General features: G+C 46.1%; 10 protein-coding genes. 4 read left to right on the plus strand and 6 right to left on the minus strand.

Annotated features, from left to right (window positions below):
• Window positions 1-196: 196 nt before the first annotated feature.
• From CSV75_RS08670 to CSV75_RS08695, 6 genes are all read right to left on the minus strand, one after another.
• Window positions 197-1,384: a S41 family peptidase gene (locus CSV75_RS08670; RefSeq protein WP_099675530.1), complete on the minus strand. Its 1,188-nt coding sequence runs from the start codon at window positions 1,382-1,384 to the stop codon at window positions 197-199.
• Window positions 1,385-1,473: 89 nt separating this feature from the next.
• Window positions 1,474-2,733, minus strand: a complete 1,260-nt coding sequence (locus tag CSV75_RS08675; protein WP_099675531.1) for a CAP and S-layer homology domain-containing protein — start codon at window positions 2,731-2,733, stop codon at window positions 1,474-1,476.
• 234 nt (window positions 2,734-2,967) lie between these two features.
• Complete coding sequence (locus CSV75_RS08680; protein WP_099675532.1) at window positions 2,968-4,794, minus strand: hypothetical protein; 1,827 nt, start codon at window positions 4,792-4,794, stop codon at window positions 2,968-2,970.
• Between the two features lies 1 nt (window position 4,795).
• Window positions 4,796-5,518: a hypothetical protein gene (locus tag CSV75_RS08685; protein ID WP_099675533.1), complete on the minus strand. Its 723-nt coding sequence runs from the start codon at window positions 5,516-5,518 to the stop codon at window positions 4,796-4,798.
• Window positions 5,519-6,452: 934 nt separating this feature from the next.
• Window positions 6,453-6,902, minus strand: coding sequence for a transcriptional regulator (locus CSV75_RS08690; protein WP_099637234.1), 450 nt, complete (start codon window positions 6,900-6,902; stop codon window positions 6,453-6,455).
• Between the two features lie 157 nt (window positions 6,903-7,059).
• Window positions 7,060-7,392 carry a hypothetical protein gene (locus tag CSV75_RS08695; RefSeq protein ID WP_099675534.1) on the minus strand — a complete coding sequence of 111 codons (333 nt, stop codon included), beginning with the start codon at window positions 7,390-7,392 and terminating at the stop codon, window positions 7,060-7,062.
• A gap of 166 nt (window positions 7,393-7,558) precedes the next feature.
• Between CSV75_RS08695 and CSV75_RS08700 the strand changes: the two genes are divergently transcribed.
• The 4 genes from CSV75_RS08700 (at window position 7,559) to CSV75_RS16105 (ending at window position 12,684) form a co-directional block, all read left to right on the plus strand.
• On the plus strand, window positions 7,559-7,984 hold the full coding sequence (locus CSV75_RS08700; protein WP_099675535.1) for a helix-turn-helix domain-containing protein: 426 nt from the start codon (window positions 7,559-7,561) through the stop codon (window positions 7,982-7,984).
• A gap of 90 nt (window positions 7,985-8,074) precedes the next feature.
• Window positions 8,075-9,649 carry a hypothetical protein gene (locus CSV75_RS08705; protein ID WP_099675536.1) on the plus strand — a complete coding sequence of 525 codons (1,575 nt, stop codon included), beginning with the start codon at window positions 8,075-8,077 and terminating at the stop codon, window positions 9,647-9,649.
• Window positions 9,646-12,387, plus strand: coding sequence for a DEAD/DEAH box helicase (locus CSV75_RS08710; protein ID WP_099675537.1), 2,742 nt, complete (start codon window positions 9,646-9,648; stop codon window positions 12,385-12,387). The genes CSV75_RS08705 and CSV75_RS08710 overlap by 4 nt, the downstream gene beginning before the upstream one ends.
• 45 nt (window positions 12,388-12,432) lie before the next feature.
• Complete coding sequence (locus CSV75_RS16105) at window positions 12,433-12,684, plus strand: hypothetical protein (protein WP_144034775.1); 252 nt, start codon at window positions 12,433-12,435, stop codon at window positions 12,682-12,684.
• Window positions 12,685-12,846: the final 162 nt, after the last annotated feature.

Consider the following 12,846-nt stretch of genomic DNA (forward strand, 5'->3'; position numbering starts at 1 on the left):
ATAACCAGTGGAGCGTAAGCGGAAGGCGGTGACTCCCGATGGATCAGCGAAAGCCTTGAGACCCTGGACGAAGCGAAGCGTAGGAAGCGGCTCTAGCCGAGCCCATGGGAAAGCGTCCGCCTGCAGCGTCGATCCACGTTGCCTCCACCCTCACCCCATCTATACAGTATACCAACTTCTCTTCCTCATCACCAATTTATTTAGCTCGTGCCAGCGCTCGTGCTTGCACAGTAAAAGGCGTATACGTCCCTTTCACCACACTCAACCCGTTAGCCCCTGCTATGCCCGGATGAACAATGAGCATATACTCTGCTCCACGCGCCATAGGTTTTGCCGGCTGGATCGTCATCGTTTTATCATTACTAGCCTTTTTAGCCGTTTGTATAGAGACGCTTCCAAACTTCACAAGTTCCATCTTGTTGAAATCTTTCGCTGGACCAAAGTTCATTTTCTGCGTGAACTCGACGTTGAATACTTTTGACTGCGCTACGCCTGTTGGCCCTTTGATGAGCTGATAGCCTCGCGCGGCCAAGTCAGAAGTGACAAGGCGTTTGTGCATGCCTGCGTGCTCCGTGCCTGATTTCATTTTGATATTCGGCTCGACGCCTTTGTGTTGTACGGGTGTTCCTTTAGGTCCTGTATAGTGACCCGTCGTGAGTTTCAGTGCGCCGCCGTTTTCTAATTCAAATAACGACTGAACGCTACCTTTTCCTTTTGTCGTCTCCCCTACTATGTTCGCCGCGCTTTGGTCTTTGAGGCTGACTGCCACAATTTCAGAAGCGGAAGCCGAGTAGCGGTTGACGAGTACGTACGTGTCTACCGGGAATTGATTTTTCGCTGGGACGACTTTCCCTGCCTGTGTCCCCATGCGCGTTTGCAGTTTATACGCTTCTTTTACTCTCGGGAAGAAGCCTAGTAATTGTTCAGCGCTGTCTACGTAGCCACCACCGTTAAAACGTAAATCAAGAATCAATCTCTTCGCTCCCGCCGCTTTCAAACGTGACCAATGAGCATTGACGTCTTCTTGTAAATGCGCAGAGAATGCCTTGATTTTCAAATACCCGACATTTCCGTACATCATATTCGAACTCACATTGTCCGGATTGTGCGGCGCCGCAAGAGTAGCGACTTGTGCCGGTGCTTTAGCGCTTGCGTATTGATTGAGATAATCATTATATTCAGCGGGCGTCATGTACACCGAGTATTCATCGAGCTGGCGTACGACTTCTGTAACGTTTCTCGCGTTATGAAGATTAGTAGGCTTATCGCCATAATAGTACAAATCGACAATTTCTTTCACTTCGTCAAGAGTCGCGGCTTCGGTGGCGGGTGTTAAGCAGAGCCAGGCGAAAACAGCTACTACTGCAATAAGGGTTTGTTTCATTGCGCTTCCTCCTTTATTCGGTGGGGTTGGTAAAAGTATGTATCTTTCAACTATACCCTATACACCAGCGATTAAGCGGCTACCTATAGTTATTTTTTCGAATATAGTGTAACCCAATAGATTTTACCATTTGAATCGGGTGCCGTGCCTGCTCCCATATGCGTAAATATTGGGCTTAATAGATTTTCCTTATGCGCAGGAGACGCTAACCAGGCGTTCGTAATTTCAAGCGCATCATGAAAACCAGCTCCAATGTTTTCACCATATGCCGTCCATTTATAATCAAATTTCTCAAGCATCTCTACAGCTGTGCCATACGTCGGCGTGATATGCGATAGTTCCCCGAGCTTCGCCAAGTCTTCCGCTCTTGCGCTAGCAATACGGTTAAGTGCTGGATCCGCTCGCAGATTGCCAATTTTGGCATTTTGCCGTTTAATGTTGATGTTAATAATAGCCTGTGCCGCTAATGAAGGCTTTTCAGGTTCAGGTTTTGGCGGTACAGGTGTCGGCTTGGGTGGCTCCGGTTTTGATGCTGGCGGTGTTGGTTTTGGCGGTACTGGCTTTGGTGGTGCCGGTGCCGGTTTCGGTGGTACTGGTTTAGGCTTTTCAGGTGCTGGCTTTTGATTATCAGGATTCGGCTTAATCAATTTTTGATCTCGATCGACATAGCCTTTCTTTTGATTATCATACGTAATCAATCCGCCTTTACGATTTTCGTCGAATTGCATCGTGCGGTACAAGAACGCCGCCATTTGGCCACGTGTAACAGGTTCATTCGGATTAAATTTCCCACCTGGGCGCGTCGTGGTGATATTGAGTTCAGCAATCGTAATAATATATTCATATGCCCCACTGCTCTTATGGACATCATCAAAGATAATGAAATCATTGTCGTCCGTGACAATATGGTAGCCAAGGACTAGTAGTTTCGCCATCTGTCCGCGTGTTAGTGGTTTATTCGGATTAAATTTATCCGCATTCTTGAACAGCCCCCGCTGCGTCAACGCACGAATATGATCATACGACCCGTTGTCCTTCGCCACATCCTTGAAATCCATTTTATACGCATGGCTCGGTTTCGCCCCAATAGAAACCGCGATCATCTTAGCGGCCTGAGCCCGCGTGACCGGTTTATTCAGGCGGTACGTATTGTCGGCATAACCTTTGATAATTTCATTGGCCGCCATATACATGACCGCATCGTAAGCATAATGTTTCTCCGGTACATCCTTAAACGCCACCGCTTTCGCAGCTTCCACCGGCACCGGTGCAGATACTCCCACCGCAGACACCGCCACGGCCATCGCCATAGTACTTAAGAATATCTTTTTGTCGTGAGATAGATTCATATAAACGTCCCCCTTTTGTTAGAGTATACGGGATTCAGCATGTGTTTTGGTAGGGGTATTGTTGAAATTTGTTAGATGATTTTGTTTTTTAGGGGTTGGGGATGGATTGTGGGCGGTTGGGTGATGGGATTGAGTGGTTACGCGGGAAGACAGAGCGACTAAATATTTTCATAGAGCGACCCACCAGAAACCCACTACAAAAACGAAAAAAACTGCCCAATTACGGGCAGTTTTTTATCGTTTAATCAAATACCGTACATAGTTTTGCCAAGGTGTTGTTTTCCATTGTTCCCATTCCGGTAGATAAAGTGGAAGTGGGTGGAAGACGGATTGGTGCTCTAGGCTACTGTCTAAATCATCGTTGTGTAATGCGATCACTCCTGGTTCGACGCCCGTTGTGAGGACTGTTCGATCGAGTGAAGTGAATGGCGCTTCGACCGTGTTTTGGACTGCTCGTCCATTGTTGTCTAGCGTCCAAACTTTTGCACTGTTTTGGTATTTATCTGTTAGCCAGTTCGTTTTGACGCTGACCACTTGGTTGGCTTCATTCGTTTGAATGAACGTGTTGACGTTCGTGCCGAATGGCAAGTCCATTTGCTCGTCGTACGGTGCAACGCGTACTTCATAATAGGCTAGTGGATTGTCTTTTTGTGTGTTGCCAAGTGCTTTATACGCTTTTAGCCATTCGTCGTCTTTCGCAGGCACTTTGGTTACCGACACAACGACTCCGTTAATTGTCGAAATATCATTCGGGTATTTCGGCGCAATGCGCTCTTTTACTTCAGCTAGTCTCTTTTCTTTATTCGTTAATTCTGGCTTACCTTCAGGTGAATCATTTACTTCTGGATTAGAAATCGTTCCGTCCGGATTTGTTGTTGTATCATCTGGATTCGGTGTTGCGTCGGGATTTGTCGTGCTATCGGTATTCGGAGTGCCTGTGGATGGCGGTGCCTCCGTGTTCGGTTTGTTTTCCGTACCTGAATTATTATTGTTCGAACTGTCAATGCTCTTGTCCGGCGAAGATACCGGTGTATCCGGCTTGTCGAGCGAACCGTCCGGGTTGCCGGAAGTGCCGTCGAAGTTTTCTTCAGGAGTGTTCGGATTCACTGTTGGCGGTTCTGCATCCGTCCCGTCGATTTCCGTTTTCGGATCGTCGTAAGGTACGGTACTCGGTGGCACACCGTCAGCAGACAGAGACGCTACTGATTTACCTTTTTCACTGCCAATTCCGTCTTCCGTATTTTCAGGTTCTTCTGGTTGTTGATTTGGATCGACTTTCGGTGTGAACGGTGTGTGGATCGAATCATGCTGGATCGTTACCGGCGCGCCCGTTTCCACATGTGGCCATTCATTGTCGAGTACATAGGTGACAATCGTTTGGTCCGTGCTGTAAATATCGATCGATGGTGACTCGCTTTCGCGTTTAATCGCTACGACATAGCCACTTACTGGACTCGTCAACGCGGATTCATTCGGCAATTCTGCGAGCTTCGATTCGACTATTTCCGTTTTCCGTTGCACTTCTGCGAGATCCCGTTCCGCTTCCGCAATCGCTTGCGCAAACGCTCCGTCTTCTCTAACTTCGATGCCCACATTCAAATTGACACGCACTTTTTTCTCGTCGTTCGTATCATAATAATCACTGTTGTTTTTCGAACCGCCCGCTGAAGACTGTTCATACTCCAAATTACTGATCGTTTGTGAAATCGAAGACGACTGATTTTGCAACGCGGTTAGTTCGGATTCTAATCCATTGCGTTTGGAATCGATGTGATCCACTTTCAATGAAGCGAGCTCCGTTCCAAAGTCCACTGTCTCCCCTTCTTGAACGAGCCATGATTCAATTGTCTGGTCGTCTTTTAGGTAGATAGTATGCAAATCTTTCGGTGAAATGAATCCTTCTTTATCAAGCTCTTTCTTGTAATCATCCGCAGATAACCGTTCGTACTCACTGACGTACTGCGCTTTCGGGATGACACTTTTTTCAGCAAACACCAAAAATGTGTTTAAAGCTAGGAACGCTGTAACGAGGACCGTCACGATGATGTTTTGTGCTTTCATCTTATAGTCCTCCAATCATTAACAAGTTCAACATTTTTTCGATGGGAGCAAAGCCGACTGCCGCAGTGATCAATGCAAAGACCACATGCAATGCGATTAACATCCACAATGCATGCTTGCGGATACCTTTATGCTCTATAACTTCTTCACCGACAAGGGACGTTTCCACTTTCGAGAAGCTGATGAAGCGATACTGAATCGCCACGATCAATGCAGAGAAAATCGTCAATTGATTGACGAAAAGAATGATATACCAATTATCCAGGAATGTTACCGCGAGTGGTCCGAATGACAGAATCGAAACCGCTGCTGTTTTTCCAGCAACCGCGAAGATCAGGAAATTGATGAGTTTTTCGATTAGTAATAATCCCGTGACCACTAGCTGTAACTTCAGCAATGGCTTAAATGGAATTTTCGTCAGCATGCTTAAGATCCATGCGACGCCCCAGAAATGAAACGACATGTAGATGATGGCCCAGAGTATGGCGCCGACTAATGCGGTGATGCGGCCGATGGTGAATTCATCGAGCGAACCGTTAGCCAAAAGATACGTCATCGTCCCGGTGTTCATGCCCCACATATCGCGGAGGACGAACAGGATGATGCCCAAAATGAATACGCTAAACACACGGCGTTTGAATCCAGTGACAGTTCCTTGCCCAATATCAACGGCAAGTCGGTCAGGATAAACTAGTGAACGCCAGTAACCGTAAGTAGAATACATATGTACTTCTCCTTTGCCTCCAACTTATTCGACTGATTATATCAGTTTCTATCTCTCTTACTTTATCAAAAAATGACGAATTTGCAACGAATGTCTTGTATTGTTGAGGAAATTGGTAGTGTCGTTGAAGAAAAATAGAGAGTGAAGATGGATAGCGCATGGGATTTCCGCTGCAGATGGGGGACGCTTCATTTCTGGAGGGGGTGCGGTGAGCCGACCAAGTCGCTACGCTCCTTCTGGTCGTCTCTCCTGTCACCCTGATCCTCCCAGAGTCGCCCCCATCTTCCGCTACAATCCTACTTTTATGGTGGATGGATGTGGAAACACTCATTGACGATAGTGTGTGAACTGGTGTTGTTGCTGAACAAAGTTCAAGTTCAAATCAAATTCAATTCAATTCAATTCAATTACAAACCTAACTTCATTGACTGCAATAACTGTCACCCACTCACATTGCAAGGGATTGGAGCGTAGGAGGGGCGACTCCCGGAGGATCAGCTCGACAGGTGAGACAACTAAAGGAGCGCAGCGACTAGTTGGCTCACCGCGAGCCCTCGGGAAAGCGTCCCCTCCGAAGCGCAAATCCCCTACCCCATCCCCTTGCCAGCCTATCTACTTAATAACCCCTAGTCCATTAGATTCATTTAATTGTCTGAATGTTTTTAATTTAAAGAAATAGGATATAATAGGAAGTAATAGGGTCAGATGGCTCTTATTACATAAAGGAGTGATGAGCGATGAACTTGGACAAAACGATTGAGTTTACATGGCAGGACTTTGCACTAGGCCTGGGCGGGTCGGGACTATTCGTAGTGGCGCTCCATTTCCTTACATTATGAGAAAACGCATAACACAACGCACATAAAAACACCTCAACGTCGACGCACATAGATGTGCTTCCAATTGAGGTGTTTTTATCGTTTTAGTGTGATGATCAAATCACTCGCAGTCCTTCCATCAACTCCTTGAACAAGAGCTGGTTTTTCGTTTCTAGTGCATAATCTACCATTCGTTCCCAATTATCTTGCTCCAACTTCTCCACCAAACCGTCCGCTTCACGCATGTACTCTTCCTGTAGATGGCCTTCCAATTCCATCGCTCCTTCGAGTATAGTCGACAAATGCAAATGTAAATCGGAAACTAGTAATAATTGATAAAGTGGGATTCGTATAAATCTGTTACCTCGCTGAAAGACGAATACTTCTCCTAAGTTTTCAATCTGCAAACTTTTCGTATTTACAACGATTTCCTTCCCTTCTGCGGGGATAAACTGGAACACCTCGTCATTTCGCTTAATAGAGAAATATTGATAAGCGAATACAAGGCGTAAGTTAAATTCTTCTTTACTGGTGAAAAATGGCTTGATCCGCTGTATGACTAGCATTTCTTCCCCCTCCTCTTCATTAATTTGAATTTTCCGATTATTATTAATATATCACATCGAAGAGGATTTTGTGCATGATATGAGTCGGAAACCATCTAATATACCAAGAGAATTTTTCAGAAAATGGTCATAGCGGTGAATCGCGCCGTCTTTCGGGTTATTCATCACGTCCTACAAGAAAAGTTTTGGACACCGGTTGATACTCGATGTTTCGTTCTTTTAATTGTTCTAGTAATTGTCCGCTTGCATCGACGATCGATTTCTCGTAAGAAAAAATCATTTGACTATTTGCGTATGAGATGACGACTTGTTCGAAGACCATCTTATCATGCATGATGTTATATAAATATGAAACATTCCCATTTGGATCATGGACAGATTTTTCGGAGTACTGTTCGAGAGATTCGAAGAAACGTGGTTCACTTCTGCCAACGGGTTCTGGCTTTTGTAAATGGTACCGCAATTGGGGAAAGTGTAAAATTAACTGCACTTTTTCTATCGCTTTCGCCTACTTTCTCTTTTTTACCACAATCTTCTCACACTATTGTAGAAAAGCCTTGAAATTGCCGACTCGTCAATTCGTATTGCTTAAATGACAATTCAACGAAATACCGGACTATTTTCTTATACGATGGCGAGAAAAACGGGTGATGTCAATGAGTTTTGGAACACAATTACGAGAATACCGCGACGAGTATTTACATATTACACAAAAACAAATGGCTGAGGACCTCGGAGTCGATGGTGCGACGATGTCTAGATACGAATCGAGCGAACGAGTTTTCCCGATTGATTTGGTGCCGCTCATTAAGAAAATCTATAACATACCGGATGATATATTACTTGCGATGATTCTGGACAAACCGTTAAAGACGGTACGCCCTTTTTCGAGCCAGACGCTCGACAGTACCGCCACATACGAAAAAGGGTTTCTTACGCAGTACGGCTCGCTAATTGAAAACGAACCACTGTTGAAAGAATTTATTTTACGGGCAAATTCATTGGACTACGAAAACCGCCAGTTGTTGCTATCAGGCATGTTGGACCTCATGCAGTTGTTCGAAAATCAAACAGGTAAATGAAAACTGATGGTTTTTCTGCTTCTCAAGTTGTGGTAAAGGACCAATAAAAACGGTATAATAGGAGGAATGCTTAAGTAAGGAGTGGATTCGGTGGCCATCACTATTGAACGAATCGCAAATATGCACGACTCACAAATTGAAGAATTCATGAATCATATTAAACATACATTTCAGCCGTCTGAACCTGCACAGGCGGAAATTATACGCAAAGCCGCTTCACTTGTACGTATGAACGCAATCGGTGCGTATCGCTACACCGAAACCGAGCAATCCTTAATGGCAAATATTTCGGGCACAGAGTCGGAATTCGCTCGTCTTTCTTTCATGACGATGGAGCCGTACTGCACATGTGCCGACGGAGACTGGTGCGCGCATCAGATCGCGGTCGTCTTTCATTTGTACTCGCAGTTTCATTCATTATCCGATTGGTTGAATACGTGGCGCCAGTCAGGAGCTGTGCAGACACAATTATCGATCAATGAGCGGACACCGGAAGCTTGGTTAAACGCATTATCCGTATTAGTGAAGCCGCTTAGCGAGTTGAATGCGAGTGACGGACCGACTGGATTCTTGCATTATGCTTCTAAAATTGAACACCAGAAGACGCGGCTTTCTCCTTTTGAATGGGAATGGAAGCCGCTCTTTTCGCTGTACTATCAATTAACCTTATTGCGAGCAGCATGGCCTTTCCTTAAAAACGAACTATCGGCGAACGATTCCTATCATTACGGCAAATGGCAGCTGACGATTTGGCTCAATGAGCAAATGTCCGAAATGAAAGCTAGCATTAAACAATTGAGTACGAAATCACGTCTATTTGAGACGGACGCCTTTCACACGAAGCTCAAAGATTTGATTCATTCATTCGCACTGGACGAAGATGGTTTATTCTCGAAGCGTTTTGAAGCGTTCCGTCTTGTCTATACTGAGCTGTATTCCGATGAAGCTGAATTAACACAGGAGATTGACCGTTTGCAAAAGGAAACGGCAGAAGATGCGCCCTTATTTCGTGCGTTTCTCTATTTGACGTCGGGACGTTTTGATGAGCTCGATGAGGAACTGAATACTCTAGATGCTACTGCTGTTCCCCAGTGGTTGGCATTTGCGCTCTATGCGAAAGAAGATGAGGATTTTGATATCGTGCAGTCGATTATGCTGCAATTGCTTCCTCATTTAGCCGAGCATTATCAGCAACTTGCGACGCGTAACCGTTCGGCTTTTGCCGAGGATATCGACGAGTTGCTCGCGCTTTCCGATGTTTCAGAAGAACAACGCGATCAACTATTCCAATCCTATGGACCAGAAGCCAGTCGTGCGTATGGCAAGTTTTTATTCGAGCGTAATCGTTATGCTGAATGGGCTGCGCTTATGCATTTAACTCGTGGTTCAGTCGATATGATTGACAGCTCGGCGATGAAAACAGCACTTGCGGAAGATTCGCAAGCGGTGTTCCCTCTCATGCACGCCGAAGCATTGAAATTAGTCAAAGAGAAAAATCGTGATAGCTATCGCCGTGCAGTCCGTTTGTGGAAGCAAATGAAGACGGCTGCGAAGCGCGATGGCCGCAATGAATTTTGGAACCGTTATGTCCATACAGTCCGCCAGCAATTTCCACGTCTGCGTGCCTTGATGGAAGAGATGGAGAAAGGAAATCTACTGTTATGACCGATTCGAACATCTTACAACTTTCATTAGAGTTAACATTACAAGAAGGACAAGATGGCATGTTCATCGTGTCCGCAAACGTCGCAGGTGAAACGCGCAAGATTGATGCGGATATGCTGGTGTCGTATTTATTTTATTCGGATGAACCTACGATGTACGGCATGTTGGTAGAGCAGCGTGATAATTGGCTCGATATATCGATTGATATGTTGCTGCGTTTGTTCTCGGCTGGAAGTCATCCGTACGTGCAATACGCTGGTGCGACTTCTAATGATCAACAAATACTTACAGACATTCGCGAAGCAGCGACGTTATGGAAAGACCCTGCGCTGTTTTCGTATGTTGAAGCGAGCGAGTCTGGACTATCGTTTGATCTTGACAAAACCCATTTATCCGAGCAAGCAGGGCGGTATATCTCGCTTGCGATGCGTGGACAGTTGGCGACGCTCGGTGTCTCGATGGCAGACTTCCCTGCTTTGTTGCCGCACTTTCAGCAGTATGGATGGCCGAATACCGAAAAATCGAAGTTACCGTTCCGCGTAGCCCTTCGTTTGACGGAGCCGGATATTGATGAGACGGATTGGTTGCTTGAGACGATTCTGATTAGTGATCGCGGCGCACAGTGGTCGCCAGCGATCGGTAAAATAGCGGGCTCAATCGAAAATGCATTGCCTGCAAAACGTAAGCCATATGCGGAGGAAATTGAAGAGCGTCAATCTGAGATGGTCGGGATTTTCCGTTCCGTCGAATGGTATGAACCGCGACAGTTCATGCATGTGCCGTTAAATGATGCGCAAGTGCGGATTTTCATTCAGGAAGATCTGCCGCTTTGTCAGGCATTTGATTATCCAGTTATATTGCCAGCTTGGTTAAAGACGGTGACCGAGACGAAGTTGAAGATTCGGACGTCTGCTGGTATGCAGTCGTATCGTTCGTCAGCGAGTCTCGATCAAGTGTTGTCGTTTGACTGGCAGTTTTCACTCGCCGGGGAGAAGATCGACAAGAATCAGTTCCAGAAGATGGTCGATGAGAACCGCGAGTATATTCGCGCAGGCGATGAGTGGTTCCATTTGGATCCCGCATGGCTCAAACGAATACGCGAGTTGATGGAGCAAGTAGACGACGGCGAATGGACAGTGAAGGATTTGCTGTTCAATGAAGTGCCGGAAGAAATTGCGCCTGTCTATGATGAAGAGGAAGAAGACGATCCGTTAGTTGCGTTTTCAATGCAGCAGTCTCTGCGTAACGTGATGAATATGCTGCATGACAAGAAAGGTTTGCCGGCCGTTGCGGTACCTAAGACGTTGCATGCCGAGTTACGTCCATATCAGCAGGAAGGTTTTGAGTGGCTTCATTTCATGCGCGACAATAAATTTGGTGCGGTCCTGGCGGATGATATGGGACTTGGTAAAACCGTACAGCTCATATCGTATTTGCTGTATGTGCATAATTTACCGGAAACCGACTCCCCTTCGCTGATCATTTGTCCGACAAGTGTTATGGGGAACTGGCAGAAGGAGCTTGAACGTTTCGCACCTTCTCTGACGGTACATGTACATTACGGAACGAATCGTGCGCGTGAAGAGCAGTTCGCGGAAATTATGAGCAAGCGTCAAGCGCATATTATTTTGACAACGTATGGTACCGCTACGCAAGATGGCGAGATGCTGTCGATGTACGAGTTTGCGAATGTAACTATTGACGAAGCACAAAATATTAAGAACTTGCAGACGAAGCAGTCTCGAGCGATCCGGAAGTTGCGTGGTGTGCATCATATCGCATTGACCGGTACACCGATCGAGAACCGTTTATCGGAGTTATGGGCCATTTTTGATTTTATTCACAAAGGATATCTCGGCAGTTTCCGTAAATTTAATGAAGAATTCATCGTGCCGATTGAGCGTGATGATCTTGAAGCGGAGAAACGGAAATTACGTGCTCGAATACAGCCTTTCATGATGCGCCGGACGAAAAATGATCCGGAATTGCGTCTGAACTTGCCTGAGAAGCTCGAGCAAAATGAATATGTCCCGCTGACTCCTGAGCAAGCGGCATTGTATGAGAGTTTTGTTTCGGAGACGAAATTCAAACTCGAAACTCTAACAGGATTTGAGCGTAAAGGTTTGATTTTGAAGATGCTCAGTCGTTTGAAACAATTATGTAACCATCCGGCATTATTCCTGAAAGAACCGCCAGCCCCTGCTGCCGAGTTGACGAAGCGATCCAATAAAATGGCGCGTATCGTTTCGATGGCAGCGGAGATTGCGGCGAACGGTGAGCAATGCTTGATCTTCACGCAGTATATCGGCATGGGGCAGATGATCCGTCAGTGTTTGTCCGAGCTACACGGTATTGACGTGCCGTTCTTGACGGGTAGTATGCCGAAAGGACAACGTGATGCATTGGTCGAGGCGTTCCAAAACGGAGAGTTCCCGATTTTCATCCTGTCATTAAAAGCTGGGGGCACCGGCTTGAATTTGACGCAGGCGAATCACGTATTGCACGCAGACCGTTGGTGGAATCCGGCTGTGGAGAACCAGGCAACCGATCGTGCGTACCGTATCGGGCAAACCAAATTCGTGCATGTGCATAAATTTGTAACGGTTGGGACGATCGAAGAAAAGATTGACGAGATGCTCGTCGAGAAAGCAGCGTTGTCAGCTGATTTGATTCATTCGAGTCAGTGGTTGACGGAGCTCAATGATCGAGAGCTCGAGGATTTGCTGACGTTTAATTAACATAGTGATCACTAGGACCTGTATCGAAATATGATGCAGGTCTTTTTGCGTTCATTGTACATCGGAGGGAATGAGGAAAGGGTTTGTTTTGATCGTTTCCAAGTAATTGATGCGCTCGTTCAGGTTGGCAATAATGCGAATCAGCTGGCCAATCTGGTCTTCAAGGCGTTGGATATCTTGTTTCTGCGCGACTATAGGTGTGCTGTGCATGTGGGCTTCATCCTTTCTATGAGCGAGTATGTATTCCGTCAGCCCGCCAAGTGGAAGTGGTCTCCGACAAAAACGGGCGACGGATGAGTTGGCGTAAAATTGATTCAGTTCCTATGCTGAATGTACTCCCGGCATCACAGAGGATCGGGTCCCCACCCGTTCTTGTTTTTGCCGAGTCATGCTAGTTGGCGAATATGCTTGTAGTGTCGTATAATTTTCTCTTTTTTCATTTCTCTTCAATTGTGTGTT

Origin of the sequence: Sporosarcina sp. P18a, assembly GCF_002743135.1 — a bacterium.
GTDB lineage: Bacteria > Bacillota > Bacilli > Bacillales_A > Planococcaceae > Sporosarcina.